The following is a 22,596-nucleotide window of genomic DNA, read 5'->3' as shown; positions in this document are numbered from 1 at the left end:
GCGCGGATCCGCACACCTCGCCCTCCATCCGTACGCCGCCGACCCATCACGAATGTCACCGGCGGTGGAACGAGGTGACAGCAGCGGCGATCACGTGACCATGCCGTAGCACTCAATGAGCTACGGCTGCTGTAGCAGATCACGCGACGGCGCACGTGAGAATGGCTTGATCGTCGGCAAACAGAGGAGATTCGATGAACCACAGGACCGCCGTCGCGTCGCTGGCCGCCGCCTTATTGGTGACCGGTTGCTCGATAACGACCCCCGAACCAGACCAGAAAGGCATCGTCTACGACGCGGGGATGTTCTCCGACACCACCTTCCAGAACTGCGTCGAGCCCGGTGTGCGCGATGTGTCCGGCTGGGGCGACAAGGGCTACGTCTACCCGGCCGGCCAGCGCACCTTCGAGTTCGCGGCCGACCCCAACGACCCGTCGGGGGTCCAGACGAAGCCGGCGGCCGAGGCCGGGCCGCTCACGATGTGGACCAAGGACCCGCTGGAGATGCGCGTGTCGGGCGTCGCCACGTTCTCCCTCACCGCCGACTGCAAGACGTTGCGCCTCTTCCACGAGCAGATCGGGCTTAAGTACCAGGCCTACACCGACGCCGGCTGGAACAAGCTGCTCAGCGTCTACATCGGCCAGCCGCTCGACCGGGCCCTGGACGCGGCCAGCAAGGAGTTCGCCTGGCGCGACCTGACCTACCTCGACCCGCAGGCCAAGCAGCAGTGGGAGGCGAAGGTCGCCGAGTACATGGGGCTGTTCCTGCGCGAGCAGGGCGGTGCCGAGTTCTTCGACAAGTTCTCGGTCACGCTCCAGCAGCCGCAGCCGCCGCTGAAGGTGCGTGAGGCGATGGCGGCCGTCCAGCAGGCCCAGGAGGAGAACACCGCGCAGAAGGCGAAGAACGAGAAGGCCCGCACCGAGCTGGAGGCCATCAAGGCGCTGAGGGACGTGCTCGGCGCGCAGGGCGCGGTCATGTGGCAGGCCGTCAAGGACGGCCGCGTCCAGATCATCGTCTCCGACACCGGCCAGATCAACATCACGCCCAACAAGAACGGCGGCAACTGAGTCGGACCCGCGATCGGTCACGACGCGGGCGGCGCCGACGGCCGGAGGCCGGCCGCTCAAGAGCTTCATCGACTGCCCCGGCCCGCCCACCGGCCGCGGGGGCCCGCCTCTCCCCGGTGCGGTAAGGCACGCTCGCCCGTCGCGTCACGGGCATGGCCCATCCTTCCGTACTGATCGCGGTGACGATCCGCCTGGCCGGCTTCGTTGTCGAGACGATCTGGTGACCGGTACGGGACGAGACCGAGGACCGAGGACCGTTGCCACGCCACCTGGTCACAGCGATCTGCAACAGATCGCAGGGTGCCGGACATGTACCAAGATGTCCGGCACCTTCGGCTAGGAGACCCTGTGACAGAGCGAGATCGCTTCGAAGCGGTCTATGACGCGTACTACCCGGCGATATATCAGTACGCCGCCCGCCGTACCGCTTCCCCCGACGACACCGCCGACGTCATCTCGGAAACGTTCCTCGCCGCGTGGCGGCGCATCGGCGACGTCCCCGAGGGGGAACGCGCGCTGCTGTGGCTCTACGGCGTGGCCCGCCGCGTGCTGGCCAACCAGCAGCGCGGCGCCTCGCGCCGGGCCGTGCTCGCCGAACGGCTTCGTGACGAGCTGGCCACCGAGCGGCCGACGACGCCGGTCGAGCTGCGGCATGTGCGCGCGGCCTTCGACGCGTTGCCCGAGCGGGATCGCGAGGTGCTGGCACTGGCCTGCTGGGAGGGATTGACCGGCGACCAGATCGCCAACGTCGTGGGATGCACGGCTGTCGCCGCCCGCACCCGCCTGCACCGGGCCCGCAAACGCCTGGCGGCGTCGCTACAGCAACAGTCCTTCCCGGCGCCCGTGATGGGAGAAGCATGAACGACATCGACAACCTGGTAAGGGCCATCGATCCCGCACCGCGGGCGCCGGATCACAGCCCTGGCGCGCGCGAGCTTCGGGCCGCGATCCTGGCCGAGGATCGCGGCGCCCCCATCGCCGCAACGCGTCACGCCGGCCGGTCCGGCCCCCGGAGGCTGCTCCTCGGACTGACGGCCGCGGCCGTGCTCGCCACGGGGATCGTGGTCGGCCCGAGCCTGCTGGAGGACGGCTCCGGCGTGACACCCTCGTACGCCGTCACCAAGGACTCCAACGGGATCGTGTACGTCACGGTCCGCGACTTCAGCGACGCCGCCGGGCTGCGGAGGCAGTTGCGGGACCTGGGCGTCCCGGCCATCGTCGACCACGCCCCCCACGGTCAGAAGTGCCAGGAGCCGCGCGGGACGTACGTGGAACAGATCCCCGCCGGTCTCTACTCCGTGCCCGAGAACATTCCAGGGGAGGCGCGGGGGCCCGGGTGGCGGATGCGGATCGACACCAAGCTTTTCCGGCCCGGCCAGACCTTCGTCTGGACCATCACCGACAGCCCAGGCGGCAGCAGCACCAGCACCATCCTCATGACCGGGCCGGTGGCGCCTTGCGTCCTCGTCCCCGACGACACCAGGGGGAAGGTCGAAACGAACCCGCCCTACCGCGTGGCGACCCTCAAGGACCGCACACTCGCCGGACTCCGGGTGGACGAGAAGACCGTGGGCGAGGTACTGCCGGAGCTCGAGAAGCGCGGACTGAAGGTCAAATTCCTGATCATGGGAATCGCGCCCGGGAACCCGGGCGGCTACGGCGAACTACGCACGCAGGACACCCCCGTCGGGGATGACTGGATCGTCTGGGAAGCGGAGGAATCCACCCGAGAGGACGGAGTGATCCGCCTGCTCGTCACCGACAAGCGCTACGACAGGAACCCCGTCTACGGCGGCCCTCGCGACGACATCATCAAGGAATGACCACGGACCCTCCCGTGCGGAGGGTCCAGAAGTTCACGGTCGGTGCGAACCGGCCGGCCCGACCTCCGCCCGCGGCCTCCCGGCGGGAACCTCGGCCGCCCCTCCGGATCCGTGCTCCCCGCCGATTGAGAGCTCGGTGGGGGCCAGGATCACGACCGGTCTGCCGCCGACGGGGGTGGGGTTGAGTCTCCAGTAAGGGGAGGCGCGAGGGTGAGGGTATGGACGGCGGCACGCTCTACTCGATCGGTGATCTGGCCCGGCGGACCGGGCTGACGGTCAAGACCATCCGGTTCTACTCCGACCGCGGGATCGTGCCGCCGGCCGACCGAAGCCCGGCCGGCCACCGCCTCTACGGCATCGACGCCGTCGCGCGCTTGGACCTCGTGCGGACACTGCGCGACCTGGGCCTGGACCTTCCCACGATCCGGAAGGTCCTGGATCAGGAGATCTCGCTCACCGAGGTCGCCGCGGCGCACGCCGAAGCACTGGCAGTGCAGATCCGAATGCTGCGCCTGCGGCGTGCGGTGCTGACGACGGTGGCCAGACGCGGGTCCACCCCTGAGGAGATGGATCTCATGCACAAGCTGGCCAAGCTCTCCGAGGACGCACGTCGGCGTCTGATCGGCGATTTCCTCGACACCGCTTTCGGTGACCTGGGCGACAACCCCGAGTTCGTGGGAGTCATGCGCTCGATGACGCCCGAGCTGCCTGACAATCCCGAGGCCGAGCAGGTCGAGGCGTGGGTGGAGTTGGCCGAACTGTCTCAGGACCCCGATTTCCGCGCCGGCGTGCGGCGCATGGCTGAGCACCATGCGGCCGAGCGTGCCCTGGGCGACACCGCGGCCCTGCGCCGAGACTCTGTCGCAATGGTTCGTGACCAGGTCGGGCCAGCCCTGACGGCCGGCGTCGATCCGGCCTCGGCCGAGGCCGATCCGGTCGTCGCGGCGGTCACGGCTCAATACGCGCATGTCTATGCCTGTCCCGACGACGCCGGCCTTCGGCGCCGGCTGCTGGCCCGGCTGGAGAGCGCGAACGACCCTCGCAGGGAGCGGTACCTTCAGCTGCTCGCGGTGATCAACGGATGGTCGGCCCCGGAGAATCTGACACCGGTGCTCGACTGGTTCATCCAGGCCCTGCGCGTCCGGATACCGGCGTAGCGGGCCGTCGCCACGTGGGCAGCGCCGGATCGGTCTCGCCTGGGGGACCGACCGGGGCCGGTGTGGCGCGGGTAGTTCCTACTCGGCCACGGACGGGGCGACCGTGCTCAACGGAAAAGGCGATCCGCGTCAGATCATGCGGGGGAGTTCCAGCAGAACTATCTGTGGAACACTCGTGAATATCTGGACCTGATCGAGTGGATGCGCGCAGGCGACCTTCCATGACGACTGAGGACCAGGTCGGATCCATCCCCAACCTGGGCCTCGAACATGAGATTTCCGGTTCGTCGCCAGGCCTCGTCGGAAAGGCCGTGGGGCGCACTCGACCTGCCGTCGCGACCGGTGCCGGCACGGGCGATGGCAGACGGTCAATGGTCATCCACCACGGCGAGCACCGATTCCGCACCATGCCGGCACATGAGTGAAGAGCTCCGCGCCCACGGTGGACGCCGATCAGCCCGCCGGGTAGATTCGCTTGTGGCGCCGTCCTGCGCCCAACTCCCGGTTCCGGTGCTCACGCCACCGGCTGTGCGGGGGCAAAAGGGGTTCGAGCCCTTGGGACGCCGGTCAGCGTACGCCCTTTCCGGCGGGGTCGCGCGAGCGTGAGTCGCGGATCGCCGCCGTGGATGGGAGCAGACGGTGACTGTGCGACGGTCGTTCAAACAGCTCGTCCGGACACGGATGACCAAGACGGGCGAAAGCTACACCGCGGCGCGCGCCGCGCTGCTGGCGGCTCGCCCGCCGGACGGTCTCGAAGCCGGCGCGGCCCCCGCATTGGCGACCTCCGACGAAGCGATCCGGCAGCGGACCGGGCGTGGCTGGGAGGAGTGGTTCGACCTGCTCGACGCGGCCGGGATGGCGCGGCGACCACATCGAGACATCGCCCGATGGGTCGCCGAGTCGCAGGGTGTCGTTCCATTGGCGTGGACCGCGCAGGCGGTGACCGTGAGCTACGAGCGGGTCCGCGGCGGACGTGCCGTCGGCCAGCGATCGGACGGGTTCGCGATCAGCGTGTCGCGGACCGTGGGTGCTCCCGTCGACCGGCTCTTCACCGCCTTCGTCGACGAGGCCGAGCGCCGCCTGTGGCTGCCCGACGCGCGGCTGCGGCAGCGCACGGCCACCAGGCCCCGGTCGGCGCGTTTCGACTGGGGTGAGGACGGAACCCGGGTCAACGTGACGTTCGTAGCGAAAGGTGACGGCCGCAGCACCGTAACGGTCGAGCATGTACGACTCGCGGACGCCGACGAGGCCGAGAAGGCGAGGCAGTGGTGGCGTCAGCGGATGGCCATGCTGACGTCGGCATTGGAGAGCGAGGGCGTCGATGCCTGAGTCCACGTTCCTCCTCGTTCCGATTGCGACCGTCGTGACGTTCGCGGTGGGCGCGCTCTACTACGGCATCCTGAGTGGGAGGTTGGCGGCAGCGCGTGCGGAGGTTGCCGCCCCAGCGGACGCTTCACCGGCCAAGCCATCATCGTGGACGCTCGCGGTCGAGGTCGTCCGCTGCCTCGTGCTGGCCGGCGTGGTGACCGGCCTCGCCGTGCAGGCCCGGATCGACACCTGGATCGGTGGCCTGGTGCTGGGGCTGCTCCTGTGGATCGGCTTTCCGGCCGTGCTGTGGGCCGGCGCCATCGTCCATGAGCAGACCCCCTGGCGCCTCGCGGCGATCCACGCCGGAGACTGGCTGGTGAAACTGCTGCTGCTCGGCACGATCGTCGGCGTCTGGCGGTAGCCCGATTGGACCTGCGAGCCGCCTCGTCCTCCGGGTCTAACGGTGAATGCTCTCGGCGACGTAGATCCATACGAACATGCGCTCGCTGCGGTAGCCACAGGAGTCTTCCCACGCACGATGGCTGCCGGCCGTCGATCGAGGACCATCGGCTCATGCAGTCTCTCAAGAGGCGCCCGCAGCTGCTGCTGGCCACGCCGTTGCTCGTTGCGGGCCTGCTGGGCATGCGCCAGACCGCCAGACCGCCGGGCACCTGGCCGTCGCGACCATGAGAAACGATCAAGGCCCGGATCGGGATTCACATCCTGACCCGGGCCTTCAGTCGTGCTGTCTTAGCCAGGCTCCGAACGTTTTCCAGGATCGTTCGGAGCCGTTCTCCGCCGCCCGGACCGGCAGGAGTTCGGGCACTGCCGACGCGACTCCCGCTGCGGCGAAGTCTCCCGTCAAAACGCTCTAGCAGTCGCAGATGAAGCCGTAGTTGCCCCAGGACCCCTTCATGACCAGCTGGTACTTGTTGCCGTACAGTCCGTAGATCCCGTGACGGAATTGTTTGTCCGGCGACACCCGTCCTGATCCGACGCGAGCCCCCGTCTCCCTGTCCCACACCTCCCAGTCCACGATGCTGGTGCTGTCGATCCCGATCCATACTCGATTAAGGGTGTGGTTCGCGGGCGTGTAGCCACTGGCGCACTTGTTCGTCCAGTAGTCGGGGCGGCAGGTGTTGTAGACCTGAGCGTTGACCGGCTGGGTCGTCGCGATCGTAGCGGCGGTCGCAGCGATCAGCGCGAGTAAAGTCATGGCGGCTCGGCGCACGATTCCTCCAGGGGGTGACGCCACCTTCGTAAACCGGGTAAGTCTCGCATCAGCCGCCCCATAAGTACAAACGTTTTAAAACAGGCAAAGCGGGTAACGGGAATCGAACCCGCGCCGTCAGCTTGGGAACTGCAGCGATCACCAGGAGTGGACCTCGGGTTGCCTGGTAGTGAGGTTGCCGGTGCGGTCTTTCGAGCATCCCGGAGACAGAGCGCTCTCCATGAAGGGTCCTGCCTCCGGTCACCTACGCCCTGGCTGTGTCGGAGGGTGACTTCAACCGGTCAGAGAGTGACACGCGCTCTGACCGCTGGATCCGGCACCCCACGACCGCGAGCGTCCTGCTCGTCGCCGAAGCCGCCGTCGCCTCTTCCCGGCACAGGACAAGCTCACGTTGGTGCATGGCGAGGGCCCGTTGGCCGTCGCGCTCATCCTCAGGGAGTGATCAGAACCGGAGTCCCCAGAGGGAGTCCTGCCAGCACCTTGAGCGCGCGAGCAGGCACCCTGATGCAGCCGTGCGTGACCGCCTTGCCGAACACCTTCCGGTCCGGCCAGCCGTGGAAGGCGACCGTGCCGGGACCGCCGCCGAAGGTGTCGAGCGTCGCCGAGTGCGTGCCGAGCGGCAGGATCAGCGGGCTGTAGGTCTTCTTCTTCGGCGACATCAGGGCCAGCAGGAAGGTCCTGCCCACCGGGGTGGGCGTCTCAGGGCCGCCGACTGCCACCGTCCAGGTGCCGAGCTTCTTGCTCCCGTTCATCACGGTCAGCTGCCTGGTGCCCAGTTTCACGACGGCGCGGTAGCGGCTGCGCGCCTTCGTCAGGCCCTTGGCCTTGATCCAGCCGGTCACGTGGTTGGGCTTGCTGGGCAGGAGCACGCGGTACCAGCCCTTGCGCGCCTCCACCACCGGCACCCAGGTCTGGCTGCCGAGCTGCTTCGCCGGGAGGGTGGCCGCGGGCTTGCCGCCAGGCAGGGCGTAGACGGCCACCGTGCGTGCGGGGTGAACCACGATGCCGCTCAGCTTGCCGTACGCGTCAGTGTCCTGCGGGAGGCCGCTCAACTCCGTGAACGTGGTGGCCTTGGGGAGTGCGCTCGCCGTGGCCGAGGCGCCGGCGGCGAGGGTGACGGGCGACGCGGCGACGCCGGCGGGGGTCGAGGCGACGAGGCTCATGGCGACGAGCGCGGCACCGATGAGTCGGCAGGGGGCATCGAGCGGCACGATCGGCTCCTGATGTTCTATGGCACATACGACACGAGTGTGTAACCATCTGGCCCCGCTAGATAACGGTTTGGAACGTTCGAAGACCCTTGGCCAGCGGATGTGCCATTTTTACACAGATGAGCCTGGTGAGGCTCAAGCTCTCTCATACATCCCGAGGTGCGGTCGTGACACCCCCCAGACTCTCTTCAGTCCGTCGCTGGGCAACAGCGGCATTCATGCTCGTCGTGGCAGCGTTCGCGGTGCTGGCCATCTCCAATACGGCCTCAGCTGGAGCCTTCCAGGGGAAGCCGCCCGGCGACAATGGCGACGTCAAGATCCACAAGTGGACGACGCCGGAGGACGACCAGCGCAACGAGCCGCGCGTCTGCGTGTTCTATCTGGTCGGGTTCAACTTCGACGCGGCCGAGCAGGTGAGCTGGGAGATCAAGTCCTGGCCGCCCACGGGCGACACGACCACCGTGAAGAGCGGCGCTCTCGTGCTCGATGGGGACGGGCATGGCCGTACCGTCGACATGACCCTGCCGAACGGGCACTACAAGCTGTTCTGGACCTTCGCGGGGAAGAACGGCGCGGCCAAGCAGAAGGTGTTCTGGGTCGAGTGTGAGCCCACGCCCACCCCGACGCCCACTCCGACTTCCACGCCCACGGTGACCCCCACGCCCACGGTGACGCCCACTCCCACGCAGACGCCCACCGCGACGCCGACGCCGAGCAACACGCCGACTTCCACGCCCACGGTGACCTCCACTCCCACGCGGACGCCCACCTCGACGCCGACGCCGAGCAACACGCCGACCCCCACCCACCCTGGTAAGGGTGATCACGGCACGGTGACCCACGACTGGCTTGAGTGGGACGAGAACGTCACGCTGACGCAGGAGGAGCGCAAGCCCGCGCCCACCCCGACGCCGGTGAAGACCAACATCCCGGTCACCGGCTGACAGGCGACACCGAACGACGGAGGGCCCGGATCAACGCGATCCGGGCCCTCCGTCGTCTTCTCAGCTCCAAACGAGCATGCGCAGCGGATCCGTGAGCAAGTCGGAGCGGGCAGGCGATGATGACGAGGACGACCCACCCGGCCTGGTCCCCGCCGAGTGATCCCCATCGCCAGGCGAAGACGGGTGGCGCACCATGAACACGTCCACCTCGTCCTCGGTTTCGACCATGAACCCGTCCCGCTCGTCCAGCCGGCGAGCCGGACTGCCCTGCAGCACGTTCAATCGAACCACGGCGTCTTCGCGGTCGCACCATTCCAGCAACCTGCTCAGCACGGCAGAACCGATGCCCCTGCCCCATTCGACGCGGACAGGATAGACCTCCTCGCTGCCGATCCAGGGCTGCGTAGGTGGCGAAACCACGTTCTCCGAACGGGTGCTTAGGCCTGTTCGCTCTATTCATGGAGCGGATGATAGATAGCCGCCGCAGCTTCGAGCCGAGCAGTAGCTGCCACAACCTCGGCCCATTCGATCGGCAAAAAAGTTGGCGTCCTGAAGCAACCTCCTGGCGCACCTGCGCATGGAGTGAGCATGCAGAGTGAGATCAGAAACGTGATGGAGGACCCTCCACCGGAGTTCCCCGCAGTGGAGCCTCCTGCGGATGTCACCGTCGCCGAGTTATTCACGGCACACCGTCTCAGCCTCGTCCGATTCGCCTTTCTTCTGGTGGGAGACCAGGAGACGGCCGAGGACATCGTTCAGGACGCCTTTGCTGCCGTGCACCGCCGATGGAGACGTTTGGCCGATCACGATCAGCTACTGCCCTATCTCCGTACCGCGGTGCTCAACGGCTGTCGCGCGGTTCACCGTCGGAGAGCTATCGCCCGGCGATTCGGGGTCGAACGGGAGGCGCCGTTCTGGTCCGCTGAAGTCCAGGCTTTGCTGGGGGAGACCCGGCGTGAGGTGTTCTCGGCAGTTCGTGATCTCTCGCGTCGCCAGCGGGAGGCTGTGGTGTTGCGCTACTACCTCGACCTCTCTGAGGCGGAGACGGCTGCGGTGATGGGAGTCAGCCGCGGAACAGCGAAGTCCACCGTGTCCCGCGCGCTCAGAGCGCTCGCTGTGAAACTTGAGGAGGGCCGATGACCGAGCGGATCGAACAGCAACTCCGGGATGCCTTCGCCGCTGGCGCAGAACTCGTGCGCGTTGAAGCGCTGCGTCCGGCTGACGGTGCCTTGCGGCCAGAAGCCCGCGCGCGTCCCCGTAAGTTCCTCGTGCTGGTTCCGGTGGTGGCCGCTCTAGCCGTAGTGGTGGTGAGCTTCGCCGTCGTGGCCGGGTTCGGTGCTCCGCCTCCGGCACGTACGGGGGAGGCCGGCTCGACGTCCGCTCCGCGCTATCTGCTGGTCGCGGGGAAGGACGGCCTGGCGATCCATGACGCGCGCGACGGAAAGATCACCGAGCGGGTCGCAATGCCTTCGACTCCCAAGGGAATCACCCGTGGCGTTCCTGGTGGATATCTGCTGGCGGGAACCGGAAGGGGGACGACGTTCTATGTGGCTGAGAGCGTGAAGTCGTACACGACGATGGTGAGCACCACGTGGTTCTACCGGCTCCGGGTGGACGACCGGGGGCAGGTCGCCGAAGTGGCGCGGGATGTCATCGCTCCCGTGATCGGAGATGCCGTCAGCTCCATCGCAGTGACGAATGACGGCACCCGGTTGGCCTACAGCCTTGACGGCAAGGTGTGTGGCAAGGACAGGACACTGCGCTTCTGTCCGGGCGCGCGGCTCGTGGTCGTAGATCTGCCCAGCAGGACGACGCGCTCCTGGACGACGAACGCCTTCGGAAACATCTGGGACCTGTCATGGGCAGCCGACGGCCGCACGCTCGGATTTGGGGTCCATTCGGAGGTTCGCGTCCTCGACACGGCCGCCGCTGGTGAGACACTCAAGAACAGTCACACCGTGGTGCGCGACATGCTGACTCCAACGGGGATGGCGATCAGCCCGGACGGCCGCATGATCCTTATCGGCGATGCCTCTTCGCCCAGTGGCGAGCGATCGGGACGCTACTCGATCGAGGAGTACTCCGTCACGGACGGTAGGAGGATTCGCACGGTGTTCGGCGCGGACCACTCCGGAAGCACCGCAGCCCAGTGGACTCTCATCCGTTACGACGCCACTGGACGACATCTGCTGATCAAGGGCAATGTTCATCCGCTGAGCAGATTGGACGGCGGCCGTACCACCGTCCTCATCCATGCGGATTCACCCAATGCGTCACAACAGGAGATGCTCGCGGCCTGGTGACGCAGACCTCCCCGGGGGGTCGCACGGATGTTACGAGGACTCCGATCACCGTTCAGCGACTCGACGATCAGGAGCCCTCGCGATCACCGGCTCGTACGCCTCAGCCGTCACGTTGCCACCTCCGGCTGAAAGGTCCCAGCCACTGATCAACTGGACGCATGCGTACGCCTTCGAGCGTAGTCGCTTGCCCGCCCTCGATCTTGTGAAGTGTGGCCGCCCTGTCGCCACACGCCACACGGCGGCGTCAGGGCGCGGCTTGAGGTGCTGTCGCAGCCATGGTTCACGCTGGCCCTCGAACGGCGTACGGCTGGACAGCGAGTACTAGTGGACGAGTGTGGATGTGAGCGGCTGTGTCGGACGCAACCGGGCTTCCGCTGACGGTTCTTGCCGTCAGTCGTGCTTGCGTGCTGTGAGGAGGAGGTATTCCCATTCCATCACCGCTTTTTCCTCACCTTGTAGATGGCCGCGGGCCAGTTCGGTGAGAGCGTGGTCCAGAGCGGCGACCCGGTCGGGGTCCCCGGCTATCCCTCGGTAGGCGGCGATGGTCGGGCCGTAGTTGGCCTTGAAGTAGTCAAGGAACGCGCTGGGGTGAGCGAACCGGTCGATCGTGACCGTCTGCCGGCGCGCGATGACATCGGTGACCGCGTCCCCGAGCAGTGCACGGACGTGACCCTCGCTGCCCCATAGCGGAGGGGGTTGCGCGCCGGGCGGAGGTGGGGGCGCATACGGTTTCATCGTCGCGAACATCTGACCGATGAACCCCTCCGGCGTCCAGTTGAGCAGGCCGATCGTGCCGCCCGGGCGGCAGACCCGGATCAGCTCGTTGGCGCCGGCCTGGTGGTTGGGCGAGAACATGACCCCGACACAGGACAAGACCGTGTCGAACTCGCCGTCGGCGTACGGCAGGGCCTCTGCGTCGGCCTGCCGCCACTCGACCTCTGCGCCGCGCTGCGCGGCCAAGGCCCGTCCGGCCTCCAGCAGTTCCGGGGTCAGGTCGCCGGCCACCACGCTCGCCCCGGCCAGCGCTGCGGGAATGGCGGCATTCCCGGACCCGGCGGCCACGTCTAACACCCGGTCCCCGCGCCCCACCCCACAGGCCTCGACCAGGATCGCGCCCAGATCGGGGATGATCTCGGCGGCGACTGCGGGATAGTCACCCAGCGCCCACATGTCGCGATGCTTGGCCTTCAGGGCGCGGTCGGCCTCTAGCGGGTCGCTCTGAAAGGTCATCGTACTGCTCCCTTATCGTGATCTGCGGTGGACTGCAATCGACGGTAAGGAAGGACGGATTCGCTATCTAGTACAAGATCTGTACCGGCATCCGGCCGAGACCGCTGGCGTTTATGGCGGCTGAATCTAGACTGCGGGGCATGGGGTCCTCGTATCACCAGTTTTGTCCGGTCGCCAAGGCCGTTGAACTACTCGACGAACGCTGGACGCTGCTCGTCATCCGGGAACTGGTGTGTGGGACCGAGCGTTTCAACGAGCTGCGTCGCGGTCTGCCGCGCATGTCCCCCACGCTGCTGTCCCGACGGCTGCACCAGCTCACACATGCCGGCATCGTGGAGAGGCACGTCAAGGACAACGACGTGCGATACGTTCTGACCCAGGCCGGCCACGAGCTGCGACCAGTGGTCGAGGCACTCGCCGCCTGGGGCATCCGCTGGATCGGCGAGCTGGGCGACGAGGACCTGGACCCGAAGCTGCTGCTGTGGGATATGCACCGCAACGTCGACCAGACCGCCGTTCCGGACGGGCGGACGGTCATCGAGTTCCGGTTCCCGGACGCGCCCCCCAACAGTCGCCGCTGGTGGCTCGTGATCACATGTGACGAGGTCGACGTCTGCGACACAGACCCTGGCCACGCCGTGACCGTGACGGTGACCGCCGGTGTGCGCAGCATGGTCGAGGTCTGGCGCGGCAACCTGAGCTGGTCGGATGCGTTGCGCCTCCACGCGGTCGAGGTGCAGGGTCCCGAAGCGATACGCCGCGCCGTGCCCCGGTGGTTCACCCTCCCTGAATGGGCCTCCGTGCCCCGGCCTGCCTAGCACGCGGGCGTCCGCCCTGTCAGGCCGCTTTCCTATCGTTAGCTTCTGCCCGTTCGATGCTCGGCGTGCTCACGCACAAGCACGGATCCTGAAGGCAGCCACTGCGGCCGACTCGCCCGAAGCACCGTTCATGTCGTCCAGAGTGGTGAGCCGCGCTCAACCCGGGCAGCCGAATAGGGTGCGGCTCCTCTTGAGGGACCGGGCTGATCAAGCGGCGCACCAAGCGGATCCTCAAGGACGTCCTGCGGCCGAGGCCCGGGTCGTTCCGGTCACTCCGACGATTCCGGCGACGCCACGCCCGGGGAGGCCGTGGTCGACTCGGCACCGGCCTGCCCAGGCTGACCCGACAATGGAATGTGGCCAAGCTTTCTGAAGAAATCCGTTCCAGCCTGCGTTTCTTCGCTTTCTACCTTGCCAACGGCACTCTGGACATGGAGTTACTTGAAGACATCGACTACCGACCGGCCTTGATGGATTTCGGTTCCACGCTGGAGATGGTCTTCACCATCTACACCAACGTCCTGGAGATCGATGAAAACGGCCAGGTGAACGACGGATACGCCCAGTACCGGGCAGCCCAATGGATCCGCCGATACTGCGACCCCACCTACGTGATCGATCCCCCGTTCGAAGAGTGGGAGACGCGGTTGATCGGTCCTTAACGCGGGCACTGGCGGCTACCCGGTCCCGGGTTCCTGTCGATGTCGCCCCTGTCCAGAAGGGGTGATCAGGCGGCGAGGTGGTGCTCGTCTTGGTGGCGGGCGTGGTGAACGCGGTAGTGCTCTTGATCAATATGGAATCGCCAGTAGGCGGGAAAGTCGGTGTTGGCGATGAGGGCGCGAAGCTTCAAGATGGACTCGGCTCCGGCCAGACCCCACCGAGCGCCGGTGATGTCGAGCCGGTCGCCGATCAGGTGGCGGCAGGCGCCTTCGATGACGCCGGTGGCGATCGCCCGCGAGCGCGCGCTTTTGGGCGAGGCGGCCCGGTTGCACCCGCCGCCCGCACTCATCGACGGCGATCAGAGCATGACCACCGCCGTATTAAGGCACTTCGTAGCGAACCAGAACTTTGGCGAACGGCTCTCCGGTGGCTCGTGCGTATGCCATCCGCGCGCGTGCTTCGCCGAGTGTGCGCGGGCGGTAGCCGGGGCCGCCGCAACAACTCTTGTGGAAGCGGACACCCGCGTGCAGCAGCAGCGAGAGCATTCGCCAGGCTGCGGTGTCCCGCCGACGCGGGGCCGCGAAGGCGGAACCAACATGAATCAGCGGCTCGGCGCAGCGCGGGCACAACCGGTCGTTGTGCTCGCGGGTCGGGTAAGGCTGCTTGTACGAGGCGCGGCAGGGCAGGCAGACGAATGACGTCTTCGCATGAGCCATGCGCTCAGGCTAGGCCCGTCACCGGCCTCGATCGACAGAATTTCCGGCCTGGCTGACAAGATCCGAGGGACATGCCCTAATGGCACGCAGAGATCAACGACCCTAAACAAGATCAAAGCCCAGGTACCGAATCCATCGGTCTACCTGGGTTTTCGCTTTGAGAGCGGGTGCCAGGAATCGAGCCCGCGCTGTCAGCTTGGGAACTGCATCGATCACGGCCCGCTGGGGCACTGAGCTGGACAGAAGGTCGGTCCTGAGTGGCCGTGGTTCACCCCTCGTTACCTCTCTTAATGGCCCGCTAATGGCCCGGCTGGTGTTCTCGCGTGACGAAGGCACCAAGCCCGCGAGAGGAGTTCGCACGATCGCCATCTTGGAACCAAAACCAGTAACCCTCGCTCGCAAGGAGACCGCTCAGCTCTCGCCGGTGCGCAACTGACCAGCGGCGGTCCTCCAACGCCAGCAAAGCGGCCGCGACGCCTCGGGAGGATGAGAGGTAGGATAGAGGGCATGAGCGAGCCTACTGGCAAGTATTCGATCACCATGCCGCGTGACATCGCCGAGGCCGCCCGGTCCCGGAGCGGCCCTTCCGGCCTGTCCGCCTACGTCGCCGCCGCCGTCGCCCGCCAGATCGAGCGCGACAACCTCAGTGAACTCATCCAGGTCGCCGAGGCCGAGCACGGCCCCATCACCGACGACGAGGTCCAGGCACTGCGCGACCAGCTCCACCAGGCCCGGCGGGGACAGGCCAATGGTGGGGCGGCCGCGTGACCCGTGCTTCTGCCACTCCCGGCGGCACCCTTGTCCTCGACAGCGAGGGACTGGCCAAGGCCGTCCTGCGCGACCGCACGGTCACTGCATGGCTCGCTCTCGCGCGTGCCGACGACCTCCGTGTCATCACCTCTGCCGCCACCCTCGTCGAGGTGGTCCACCCCCGCGTCAACCGGCCGGCCCTGGAGTGGACGCTGTCCCGCCTTGTCGTCGAGCCGGTCACCGAGCCAATCGCCCGCCACGCCGCCACGCTCTTGTCCGACGCCGGCCTGCACGGGCACAAGTACGCCATCGATGCCATGCTCAGCGCCACCGCCCTCGCTGCCCCAGGTCCCGTCACGGTCCTTACCTCCGACCCCGAGGACCTCGCTGCTCTGTGCGGCGGACGCGTCACCGTCATCAAGGTCTGAGTCATGCTCCCTGGCCTGCTGGTTCTGGCAGGCCGACCATCCGACCTAATGGCACGCAGGGATCAACGATCCTGGACAACATCAAGGCCCAGGTACCGAATCCATCGGCCTACCTGGGTTTTCACAATGAGAGCGGGTTACGGGGCTCGAACCAGCGCTGTCAGCTTGGGAACTCTTTCAAGGCATGGCTTCTGAGCTGGAGAAGGGCTGACCTGGGCAGATGTCGGCCGAGTAACCGTGAGTCCCCGTGTCTGCTGTCGATCGCTCTACGGACGGGCATGCAACGGGCACATCTGTAACTAACTGCCGTGGTTTTGGTTGACGGGGTCCTCGTTGTGAAACCCACTCGGCTTGGTTCCCGCCGGATGATCGCCGCGAATCCGGGTCCAGGTAGAAGCGCTCCATCCGGTAGGCGTCCTTCGCCGGCGGCAGCGCCACGCAGCCGGCAAGAGCGCTATCCACCTCGATCATCCACGTGTGCGCCGGCGTGAACCCGTCCCGCAACCACTGCCGCACACGCTGTTCGTCGTATCGCCCGAGCCGCTCGAGATCCGGCCTCAGCACCACGGCCCGCAACTCGGCCACCACCTCGACGTCTGCCACCAAAGCCGGACGAAGCTCCCAGTCCGCCATGACCGGCATGTCATCGCCCCGAGCACCGGCCGACCCTCGGAGTCTCTTACCAGGCGAACCGTCCTTGACCGGTTCCGCCTGCCCCGGACAATCGGGCGTCGGGTGGGAGTACGGCGAGAAACCGTCGCCGATGTCGTGCTCCCCGCCCGGGTGGATTCCGCGGGGTCGTTCGACAGCGTCACGGCGCTCGTCGAAGCCCTGATCGCACTTGCTTCGCCGAGATCGGCACGGTCAGCTGCGCACGGCCGCGGCCACGCTCTCCATGCGTCTCGGGCGGAGGCCCTGCGCCAGCCCGATCAGTCCGGCGGCCATCAGTACGCTCACCACGAGTTTGGGCGCCAGGCCGCTGGAGACCAAGTCGAGCACATTGCCGACGGTGAGTACGAGTGGCACCCACAAGGACACGAGGCCGGCTCGCCACGCACCGAAGGCCAGGACCAGGAGCCCGATCATCCAGCCCAGGATCCAGACCACGAACGATGCCACCACCAGCGGGTCCTTGTCGAGGGCGTCGACGACCGGCCGGACCGCATCCACCTTCACGCCCCCTCCGGCGAGGGCCCCGAAGAAGGCGTTGTAGTACCACAGGTGGATCGCCGAGAAGTAAAGAGCGGGAACGACGAAGGCTCCGCCGATGGTGGCGACCAGGCGCTTGCGGCGGCCGACCGCCACGATCAGACCCGCCATCGCCGGCAGGAGCAGCAGGTGTGTCAGCGTGAAGAGGATCGTCTCGACTCGCCAGGCGCCGAGGTCAGAAGCGGCCACGTCCACGTTCGCCGCGGTCTCGGACACTTCGTCCGGGAACATCGCCCAGTAGAAGGCGTTGGTGGCGCTGTAGAGAACGCCGCCGCCCGCCATCGCGATCGCCGCGAAACGCAGGCCGTACGGCCTGGTGGTCTGGTCATCCATCGACATCTCCCGTCATGATTCGTCTAACGACGCAGAGGCTAGGAGCGTCGTACCGCTCAGGTCGTCGGCCGGGATGTTGATCGACGGGTTGATGCCGCAGGACGCCGCTCCACCCGTGGGTGGATGCCAGGCGGCGGGCGGTTCGAATACGCTCCCTGCCATGGGATGGCTCCGGGGCGTTGGGCGGCGCCGGCGTGACCTCGGGCCTGTCGCAGCAGGCCTCGCGCTGTTCGGGTTCGGCTTGGCCGAGATCTACGTGCCACTCGCCCCGTACGTCGAGGGCGACGGTCCCGACCTCACTGAGTTGTCCGACGGCTGGATGGCCGTGCTGACCGTGCTGCTCGCCGGCTATTGCCTCGCGGTCGCGGCCTGTGGCGCGTACCCACGGGTCGCAGTGGTCCTGGCCGGCGTCTGCTTCATCGCGCAGAGCTTCACGCCGCTCCTTCCCGAATCGCCGGCCACGCCGCTCACGGCGTTGATCGTCGTCTGCTTCGCATGCGTCGCCATGGGCGGCCGCCACGGGCCGGCGATCGCCGCTGTCTCCTACTTCGTCTCGGCCGGCATCGAGACCACGATCGCGGACGAGCCCGACTGGGCCTTCATCGCCTTCGTCGCGCTCGCCGTCATGGGACCGGCCTACGCCGTACGCATGCGGCGTGCCCAGGTGGAACGTCTGGTCGCGCTGGCCGCCGAACGGGAGACCGCCGCGCGCACCGACGAGCGGCTCCGGGTGGCCCGCGAACTGCACGACATCGTCTCGCACGGCGTCGCCGTGATGGTGCTGCAGGCCGGAGCCGCCCAGGTCATGCTCGGCTCCGACGCCCGGCAGGCCCATGAGTCGCTGGACGCGGTGCAGGAAGTCGGTCGTGACGTCGTCACCGAGTTGCGTCGCCTGCTCGTCGTCCTCCGCGGTGAGGGGAGTCTGGAGCGGCTGCCCTCGCTACGGCACCTCGAGCCGCTCCTGACCGGAGTTCGGGCCGCCGGTGTACGGGTCGACGTCACCGCCAACGGCGACCTCGGCAGGGTTCCCGCGGCCGTCGACGTCAGTGGCTATCGGGTGCTGCAGGAGGCCCTGACCAACGTGGTCAAACACGCCCCGGGGGTAACAGTCTCGGTCGCGATCGATGTCGGACACACCGATCTGAGGATTCACGTCGTCAACGACGGCCCGCGGATCGTCCGCCGGAGCGACGGCAGTGGCCTCGGGTTGACGGGGATCAGCGAGCGTGTGGAGCTCTTCGGGGGCACGGCTACCACCGGTCCGGGGAAAGGCGGTGGGTTCGAGGTGCGGGTGGAGCTGCCCTTGAGCGGAAATTCCGCGGCCCCCATGCCGTCGAGTACGGGAGCGTCGGTGTGACGCGCATCCTCATCGCAGACGACGAGGTGCTCGTACGCACCGGACTCCGGATGATCCTCGCTGCTCAGCCCGGCATCGAGGTGGTCGCAGAGGCCACGGACGGCGAGGAGGCGCTGAGGCTGACCGCCCGGCACGAGCCGGACGTCGTGCTGATGGACATCCACATGCCGAGGCTTGACGGTGTGGCCGCGACGGAGAGAATCCTCGCGGGCCGCCCCGACCGCCGCGTCGTCATGCTGACCACGTTCGACCTCGACGAGTACGTCTACCGGTCGTTGCGCGCAGGTGCCTGCGGATTCCTGCTCAAGACCACTCCGCCGAAGGAACTGGCGGGTGCGCTGCACGCCGTCGTCCGTGGAGACACGCTGCTCTCACCGGAGATCACCCGCCGTCTGATCGACCACTACACCTCCTTGGCGCCACCGGTCAGCGCTCCTGGGCTGACCGACCTGACCGCCCGGGAGGCCGAGGTGCTGCGGTTGCTGGCTCGGGGGCTGTCCAACCGCGAGATCTCCGGGAAACTGCATCTCGGCGAGGCGACCGTGAAGACGCACATCAACCGCATCTTCGCCAAGCTCGGTGTGCGGGACCGCGTGCAGGCGGTGGTGCTCGCGTACGAGGCCGGCATGGTGCTGCCCCGGCGCGCGGCGCGCGACTGGTGAAGGGACGGTTTCCGAGAGTCAAGGTGGCGGCTGCCTCCTGTTTCAGATCGGCGGCGATCTTCGTCGGGCAGGCTCGGCCACGTGATGAGGACCCGGTTCGGTCGAGGCCGGTCGTGAGTGACAGTGGTTGCCCCCTCGTCGACCTGTCCAGTTGCACGCTCATTGCACGACGATCCGCAGGCAGTGCTCTCCTGTAAGCAGAGCGCTTCGCTCTTGCTGGTGAGCAACTCACCCAGCGGCGGATCCCGACGCGAGCAAGGCGACTGGAGCGCGCGTACATCCGCCGTACGCTGCGCAAGGACGGAGCGGTTCACGAGACGTAAACATGGTCATCCGCGAAGCGGAGCGGGTATTGAACGCCCTGCTGCTCGGCCAGGCCCGAAGCCGACACGTGTAGCGGCAACCGCGCCCTGAGATGAGAAGCCGATCGGTGAGGGTGGCACGCGGGGGGCTCGGGGGGTCGTCCGCCCGAGCAGGACAAGAGCCCCGCGAAGCCGACCCAGTAGGTCGGCGAGCAGGGCTCGTCGAGAGCGGGTGACGGGAATCGAACCCGCGCTGTCAGCTTGGGAATCATCTATTGATCTTGCTTCCCTGAGCTGGGAAAACAGGGGCGCAGGTCAGGGTGGGTCGGGTGACCTTGAATCCCCGTGAGTGAGCGCGATTCCCCGCACGTTTTGGCACGCATCTGGCAAGCCGCCACCCATTGTGGCACCGATGGTTTGGGCGAGATCCGGTGTCACTGGGTAGGGGCGCTCAGTCGGGAACAGGTCGGTCGCGCCCCGGCCTGCATGGAGGGCGCTTACCGTGGAGGTGATGTCGGTGATCGCGAGGATCCACTCCTCGACGTAACGGTCCACCGCCTGGCCGGACAGGCCGATCTGGATGGACCGGTGCGGCAGCGCGTTCAGGTGCAGGTCGCGTTCGGGGTCCCACTGGATCCGGACCGGGCTGCTGCGAAGCCGCTGCGCCCACGCTGTAGGGTCACCGCCGCGGTCGGGATGGCTGGGGCAGGAGTTGGCCAGTGCCCATTCGAAGCCGTCGCGGGTGATGTCGATGGCCAGGACGCGGGTCTGGCCGGGCTTGGTGGCCCAGCCGCAGCGGTACATCATCCAGCAGAACGACGGCTTGATCCAGGTCATCCGCTCGCGCTTGAACGGCGGGACGAACCGCTGCGCCGCGACGGCGGGGCTGGCAATGGCCGCGTCGTAGGCCTGGTAGACGGTGATGGACTGCGCGTTATAGGCGCCACGGATCTGCCGGTAGGGCACGTTCATGTCGTCCAGAGTGGTGAGCCGTGCTCAACCCGGGCAACCGAATAACAGGATGAGACGTGGGCTGGTGGCTTCTATCCTGTCGATCATGACGGTGGGTTTCCTGTTCTGCGCCGATCCGCTCCGGCCGCGGCGGGTCGATCCGCATTTCGAGCAGCAGGCGCAGGCCGTACGGAATCTGGACGGACGGCTGGCGCTGATCGACCATGACGCGGTCGTGGCCGGCCGGATCCCCGAGGCGGTGGCGCGGGTTCCAAGCGGGTTCGGCCCGGCGTGGTATCGGGGCTGGATGCTGCGGGCCGAGCAGTACCGGGCGATGGAGGAGGTGCTGCGCGCCCGCGGCTGCCAACTGCTCGTCAGCGCGCGGGACTATCGGGCGGGGCATGAGTTGCCCGGCTGGATCGACTGTTTCCGGCACCTGACGCCGCAGACCGTCGTGCTGCCGATGGCGCAAGGCACCCCTACTCCGGGTGTGGAACGGTTGGCTCAGGCGGTGGCCGGGTGGAGCGATGGCGGTTTCGTGATCAAGGACTATGTCAAGTCACGCAAGCACGAGTGGTTGGACGCCTGTTACGCGCTGGACCTGGCCCGGCTACCGAATGTGGTGGCCAGGTTCGTCGAGCTTCAGGGTGAGGACCTGGTCGGCGGGTTGGTCATCCGCCGGTTCGAGGACTTCGATTACCGCGAGCTGCGAGTTTGGTGGGTCGATGGTGAGCCGGTGTTCGCCGGCGCGCACCCCGACAACCCCGAAGCCGACCTCGAAGCGCCCGGGGACCTGAGCGATGTGCGTGCCGCGGTGCGCCGGCTCGGGTGCCGTTTCGTCACCACTGACCTTGTACGGCGGGTCGACGGCGTCAGGCGGGTGATCGAGGTCGGCGACGGCCAGGTAAGCGACTGGCCGCCCGGCGCTGACCCGGCCTTGCTCTACGCCGCGCTGCGCGAAGCCGTGGCTACTCCAGGATGATCTGGCGCTGGGGCGCCAAGAGCTCTTGATACTCGAGCGGCGACTACCCGGGGCGGGATCATGGTCCTGACCTGGGCCTTCATAGTCAGAGCGGGTGACGGGAATCGAACCCGCGCTGTCAGCTTGGGAAGTCTCTAACGAGCTTGGGTGCTGAGCTGGGCAATGCTGACCTGCGGTGGAGCATGCTGGCTGCCCGTGATACCCCGCGCGTCCCCCTTGATCACTCTTCTGACGGGCACGCAACGGGCACGCGCAGACATCGACTTGGAAGATCATCGATCTTGCTGTTGTGGGAAGCTGTTGTGATGGATCGGCTGGTGCTTGCGGAACTCCTGGTGTATCAGGGGGAAGCAGACCCCGCATGTCGCCTTGCGGTCCTTGCCGGGGGCGACTTCCGCATCTGGGAAGGCGGCGTTCGCGTCGATCACCTTGTGCACATCTATCGTCGTCGCGAACGCCTAACCCGCCAGCGGGCCACCCCATCTCTGGGGTTCTCCGAGGCGGTTTCACGCCTTCAATCGTGTGGATTGGATGAAGTCCTTCTCGGCTACGCCAAGAGCGCCGAACCCCGCTATCACTTCCAACTGTTCCTCACCATGGACGTCTCTATGGTTGTGGCCTGCCTCGGAGTGGGTCAGGAGTCCAAGAGCAGCGAGTAAGTCAGTACGACGCGGCCGCGCGCACTTTCACTTTCAGTCTGGGAACCCCGATCATCCTGGAGTCAGAGGCCCCGGCCAGATCCCGACGTGACAGGCACGAATGGTTCGAGAAAGAGGCGTGATGTGTACACGATCACAGATTTAGATACCCACACCATTACGGTCCGCGAATTCTATGCATCTCTCCATGCACTCATCGGCCGCGTCATAGAACTGGCTATCCAAAGCGAAGAGTAAGTCTCGATCTCTGTCCGAAAGTGAATCCACCTGATCCTCTCTTTCGGTATCCGTCATCGATGACGGATCAATCCTCGCCACTGCCAGCGCTTGCTCGACCAGAGTTAGGACTGAGCTTCCCCTCATAGCGTGGAGATCGAACCGGGAGAGGTTTGGTCGTGGCTGGAAGCACGAGGCGTCGCTTTGATCCGGAGTTCCGGGCTGGGGCGGTGCGGATCGTCAAGGAGACCGGCAAGCCCGTCGCGCGCGTTGCGCGGG

At 66.9% G+C, this 22,596-nt stretch carries 25 protein-coding genes and 1 pseudogene; 18 read left to right on the top strand and 8 right to left on the bottom strand.

The window, feature by feature from the left end:
- The first annotated feature begins 194 nt into the window (after positions 1 to 194).
- The 6 genes from AB0C16_RS00130 (at position 195) to AB0C16_RS00105 (ending at position 5,776) form a co-directional block, all read left to right on the top strand.
- Positions 195 to 1,067, top strand: a complete 873-nt coding sequence (locus AB0C16_RS00130) for an SPFH domain-containing protein (RefSeq protein ID WP_357677155.1) — start codon at positions 195 to 197, stop codon at positions 1,065 to 1,067.
- A 348-nt stretch (positions 1,068 to 1,415) separates the two neighbouring features.
- Positions 1,416 to 1,928 (top strand): RNA polymerase sigma factor, encoded by a 513-nt coding sequence (locus tag AB0C16_RS00125; RefSeq protein ID WP_357677153.1) that lies wholly within the window; start codon positions 1,416 to 1,418, stop codon positions 1,926 to 1,928.
- On the top strand, positions 1,925 to 2,890 hold the full coding sequence (locus AB0C16_RS00120) for a hypothetical protein (RefSeq protein ID WP_357677151.1): 966 nt from the start codon (positions 1,925 to 1,927) through the stop codon (positions 2,888 to 2,890). Before AB0C16_RS00125 ends, AB0C16_RS00120 begins: the two co-directional genes overlap by 4 nt.
- Positions 2,891 to 3,108: 218 nt before the next feature.
- The gene (locus AB0C16_RS00115) at positions 3,109 to 4,047 is read left to right on the top strand and encodes a MerR family transcriptional regulator (RefSeq protein ID WP_357677149.1); all 939 of its coding nucleotides are present in this window, start codon (positions 3,109 to 3,111) and stop codon (positions 4,045 to 4,047) included.
- A 639-nt stretch (positions 4,048 to 4,686) separates the two neighbouring features.
- On the top strand, positions 4,687 to 5,376 hold the full coding sequence (locus tag AB0C16_RS00110; protein WP_357677147.1) for a hypothetical protein: 690 nt from the start codon (positions 4,687 to 4,689) through the stop codon (positions 5,374 to 5,376).
- Positions 5,369 to 5,776, top strand: coding sequence for a DUF1761 domain-containing protein (locus tag AB0C16_RS00105; protein ID WP_357677145.1), 408 nt, complete (start codon positions 5,369 to 5,371; stop codon positions 5,774 to 5,776). Before AB0C16_RS00110 ends, AB0C16_RS00105 begins: the two co-directional genes overlap by 8 nt.
- A 450-nt stretch (positions 5,777 to 6,226) precedes the next feature.
- Here the strand turns inward: AB0C16_RS00105 and AB0C16_RS00100 are convergent, their stop codons facing one another.
- Both AB0C16_RS00100 and AB0C16_RS00095 read right to left on the bottom strand, forming a co-directional pair.
- The gene (locus AB0C16_RS00100) at positions 6,227 to 6,586 is read right to left on the bottom strand and encodes a hypothetical protein (protein ID WP_357677143.1); all 360 of its coding nucleotides are present in this window, start codon (positions 6,584 to 6,586) and stop codon (positions 6,227 to 6,229) included.
- A 431-nt stretch (positions 6,587 to 7,017) separates the two neighbouring features.
- Positions 7,018 to 7,797, bottom strand: coding sequence for a L,D-transpeptidase (locus AB0C16_RS00095; protein WP_357677141.1), 780 nt, complete (start codon positions 7,795 to 7,797; stop codon positions 7,018 to 7,020).
- Between the two features lie 218 nt (positions 7,798 to 8,015).
- Between AB0C16_RS00095 and AB0C16_RS00090 the strand changes: the two genes are divergently transcribed.
- The 3 genes from AB0C16_RS00090 (at position 8,016) to AB0C16_RS00080 (ending at position 11,044) form a co-directional block, all read left to right on the top strand.
- Positions 8,016 to 8,741: a hypothetical protein gene (locus tag AB0C16_RS00090; protein WP_357677139.1), complete on the top strand. Its 726-nt coding sequence runs from the start codon at positions 8,016 to 8,018 to the stop codon at positions 8,739 to 8,741.
- A gap of 588 nt (positions 8,742 to 9,329) precedes the next feature.
- The gene (locus AB0C16_RS00085; protein ID WP_357677137.1) at positions 9,330 to 9,881 is read left to right on the top strand and encodes a SigE family RNA polymerase sigma factor; all 552 of its coding nucleotides are present in this window, start codon (positions 9,330 to 9,332) and stop codon (positions 9,879 to 9,881) included.
- Entirely contained in the window at positions 9,878 to 11,044 is a 1,167-nt protein-coding gene (locus AB0C16_RS00080) for a hypothetical protein (RefSeq protein ID WP_357677135.1), read from the top strand. The genes AB0C16_RS00085 and AB0C16_RS00080 overlap by 4 nt, the downstream gene beginning before the upstream one ends.
- 390 nt (positions 11,045 to 11,434) lie before the next feature.
- Here AB0C16_RS00080 and AB0C16_RS00075 read toward each other — a convergent pair whose 3' ends face one another.
- Positions 11,435 to 12,274 carry a class I SAM-dependent methyltransferase gene (locus tag AB0C16_RS00075; protein WP_357677133.1) on the bottom strand — a complete coding sequence of 280 codons (840 nt, stop codon included), beginning with the start codon at positions 12,272 to 12,274 and terminating at the stop codon, positions 11,435 to 11,437.
- A gap of 140 nt (positions 12,275 to 12,414) precedes the next feature.
- Between AB0C16_RS00075 and AB0C16_RS00070 the strand changes: the two genes are divergently transcribed.
- Entirely contained in the window at positions 12,415 to 13,092 is a 678-nt protein-coding gene (locus AB0C16_RS00070) for a helix-turn-helix domain-containing protein (RefSeq protein ID WP_357677131.1), read from the top strand.
- 356 nt (positions 13,093 to 13,448) lie between these two features.
- Positions 13,449 to 13,754 (top strand): hypothetical protein, encoded by a 306-nt coding sequence (locus tag AB0C16_RS00065; RefSeq protein ID WP_357677129.1) that lies wholly within the window; start codon positions 13,449 to 13,451, stop codon positions 13,752 to 13,754.
- A gap of 65 nt (positions 13,755 to 13,819) precedes the next feature.
- Here AB0C16_RS00065 and AB0C16_RS00060 read toward each other — a convergent pair.
- Together AB0C16_RS00060 and AB0C16_RS00055 are read right to left on the bottom strand one after the other, a co-directional pair.
- A pseudogene (locus tag AB0C16_RS00060) lies at positions 13,820 to 14,041 on the bottom strand (ISKra4 family transposase); the annotation flags it as partial.
- A 91-nt stretch (positions 14,042 to 14,132) separates the two neighbouring features.
- Positions 14,133 to 14,468 carry a hypothetical protein gene (locus AB0C16_RS00055; RefSeq protein ID WP_357677127.1) on the bottom strand — a complete coding sequence of 112 codons (336 nt, stop codon included), beginning with the start codon at positions 14,466 to 14,468 and terminating at the stop codon, positions 14,133 to 14,135.
- Between the two features lie 507 nt (positions 14,469 to 14,975).
- Between AB0C16_RS00055 and AB0C16_RS00050 the strand changes: the two genes are divergently transcribed.
- Positions 14,976 to 15,236: a CopG family transcriptional regulator gene (locus AB0C16_RS00050; RefSeq protein ID WP_148433379.1), complete on the top strand. Its 261-nt coding sequence runs from the start codon at positions 14,976 to 14,978 to the stop codon at positions 15,234 to 15,236.
- Positions 15,233 to 15,646, top strand: coding sequence for a PIN domain-containing protein (locus tag AB0C16_RS00045; protein WP_357677125.1), 414 nt, complete (start codon positions 15,233 to 15,235; stop codon positions 15,644 to 15,646). The genes AB0C16_RS00050 and AB0C16_RS00045 overlap by 4 nt, the downstream gene beginning before the upstream one ends.
- A 177-nt stretch (positions 15,647 to 15,823) precedes the next feature.
- Here AB0C16_RS00045 and AB0C16_RS00040 read toward each other — a convergent pair whose 3' ends face one another.
- Together AB0C16_RS00040 and AB0C16_RS00035 are read right to left on the bottom strand one after the other, a co-directional pair.
- Positions 15,824 to 16,279 (bottom strand): hypothetical protein, encoded by a 456-nt coding sequence (locus tag AB0C16_RS00040; protein ID WP_357677123.1) that lies wholly within the window; start codon positions 16,277 to 16,279, stop codon positions 15,824 to 15,826.
- A gap of 231 nt (positions 16,280 to 16,510) precedes the next feature.
- Entirely contained in the window at positions 16,511 to 17,188 is a 678-nt protein-coding gene (locus tag AB0C16_RS00035; protein WP_357677121.1) for a hypothetical protein, read from the bottom strand.
- 160 nt (positions 17,189 to 17,348) lie between these two features.
- On the opposite strand from AB0C16_RS00035, the gene AB0C16_RS00030 reads away from it, so the two are divergent.
- Together AB0C16_RS00030 and AB0C16_RS00025 are read left to right on the top strand one after the other, a co-directional pair.
- On the top strand, positions 17,349 to 18,545 hold the full coding sequence (locus tag AB0C16_RS00030; protein WP_357677119.1) for a sensor histidine kinase: 1,197 nt from the start codon (positions 17,349 to 17,351) through the stop codon (positions 18,543 to 18,545).
- Positions 18,542 to 19,207, top strand: coding sequence for a response regulator transcription factor (locus AB0C16_RS00025; protein ID WP_357677117.1), 666 nt, complete (start codon positions 18,542 to 18,544; stop codon positions 19,205 to 19,207). The genes AB0C16_RS00030 and AB0C16_RS00025 overlap by 4 nt, the downstream gene beginning before the upstream one ends.
- Positions 19,208 to 19,824: 617 nt before the next feature.
- Here the strand turns inward: AB0C16_RS00025 and AB0C16_RS00020 are convergent.
- Positions 19,825 to 20,481, bottom strand: coding sequence for a DUF4291 domain-containing protein (locus AB0C16_RS00020; RefSeq protein WP_357677115.1), 657 nt, complete (start codon positions 20,479 to 20,481; stop codon positions 19,825 to 19,827).
- Between the two features lie 85 nt (positions 20,482 to 20,566).
- Between AB0C16_RS00020 and AB0C16_RS00015 the strand changes: the two genes are divergently transcribed.
- From AB0C16_RS00015 to AB0C16_RS00005, 3 genes are all read left to right on the top strand, one after another.
- Complete coding sequence (locus AB0C16_RS00015; protein WP_357677113.1) at positions 20,567 to 21,442, top strand: ATP-grasp domain-containing protein; 876 nt, start codon at positions 20,567 to 20,569, stop codon at positions 21,440 to 21,442.
- Between the two features lie 305 nt (positions 21,443 to 21,747).
- Positions 21,748 to 22,101: a hypothetical protein gene (locus tag AB0C16_RS00010; RefSeq protein ID WP_357677111.1), complete on the top strand. Its 354-nt coding sequence runs from the start codon at positions 21,748 to 21,750 to the stop codon at positions 22,099 to 22,101.
- A 395-nt stretch (positions 22,102 to 22,496) separates the two neighbouring features.
- Positions 22,497 to 22,596 (top strand): transposase (locus AB0C16_RS00005; protein ID WP_357677698.1); only part of this gene is annotated, 100 nt, incomplete at its 3' end.

It is taken from the genome of Nonomuraea sp. NPDC048916, assembly GCF_040649575.1.
Classification (GTDB): domain Bacteria; phylum Actinomycetota; class Actinomycetes; order Streptosporangiales; family Streptosporangiaceae; genus Nonomuraea.
This window is presented reverse-complemented; position numbering and strand designations above follow the sequence as displayed.

Bases quoted from the DNA above. Each gene is read 5' to 3' on its own strand.
- AB0C16_RS00030 (WP_357677119.1), top strand. From the start codon at position 17,349: ATGGGATGGCTCCGGGGCGTTGGGCGGCGCCGGCGTGACCTCGGGCCT.
- AB0C16_RS00055 (WP_357677127.1), bottom strand. From the start codon at position 14,468: ATGGCTCATGCGAAGACGTCATTCGTCTGCCTGCCCTGCCGCGCCTCG.
- AB0C16_RS00040 (WP_357677123.1), bottom strand. From the start codon at position 16,279: ATGGCGGACTGGGAGCTTCGTCCGGCTTTGGTGGCAGACGTCGAGGTG.
- AB0C16_RS00050 (WP_148433379.1), top strand. From the start codon at position 14,976: ATGAGCGAGCCTACTGGCAAGTATTCGATCACCATGCCGCGTGACATC.
- AB0C16_RS00080 (WP_357677135.1), top strand. From the start codon at position 9,878: ATGACCGAGCGGATCGAACAGCAACTCCGGGATGCCTTCGCCGCTGGC.
- AB0C16_RS00075 (WP_357677133.1), bottom strand. From the start codon at position 12,274: ATGACCTTTCAGAGCGACCCGCTAGAGGCCGACCGCGCCCTGAAGGCC.
- AB0C16_RS00130 (WP_357677155.1), top strand. From the start codon at position 195: ATGAACCACAGGACCGCCGTCGCGTCGCTGGCCGCCGCCTTATTGGTG.
- AB0C16_RS00015 (WP_357677113.1), top strand. From the start codon at position 20,567: ATGACGGTGGGTTTCCTGTTCTGCGCCGATCCGCTCCGGCCGCGGCGG.
- AB0C16_RS00070 (WP_357677131.1), top strand. From the start codon at position 12,415: ATGGGGTCCTCGTATCACCAGTTTTGTCCGGTCGCCAAGGCCGTTGAA.
- AB0C16_RS00090 (WP_357677139.1), top strand. From the start codon at position 8,016: ATGCTCGTCGTGGCAGCGTTCGCGGTGCTGGCCATCTCCAATACGGCC.
- AB0C16_RS00010 (WP_357677111.1), top strand. From the start codon at position 21,748: ATGGATCGGCTGGTGCTTGCGGAACTCCTGGTGTATCAGGGGGAAGCA.
- AB0C16_RS00115 (WP_357677149.1), top strand. From the start codon at position 3,109: ATGGACGGCGGCACGCTCTACTCGATCGGTGATCTGGCCCGGCGGACC.
- AB0C16_RS00105 (WP_357677145.1), top strand. From the start codon at position 5,369: ATGCCTGAGTCCACGTTCCTCCTCGTTCCGATTGCGACCGTCGTGACG.
- AB0C16_RS00020 (WP_357677115.1), bottom strand. From the start codon at position 20,481: ATGAACGTGCCCTACCGGCAGATCCGTGGCGCCTATAACGCGCAGTCC.
- AB0C16_RS00120 (WP_357677151.1), top strand. From the start codon at position 1,925: ATGAACGACATCGACAACCTGGTAAGGGCCATCGATCCCGCACCGCGG.
- AB0C16_RS00035 (WP_357677121.1), bottom strand. From the start codon at position 17,188: ATGGATGACCAGACCACCAGGCCGTACGGCCTGCGTTTCGCGGCGATC.
- AB0C16_RS00085 (WP_357677137.1), top strand. From the start codon at position 9,330: ATGCAGAGTGAGATCAGAAACGTGATGGAGGACCCTCCACCGGAGTTC.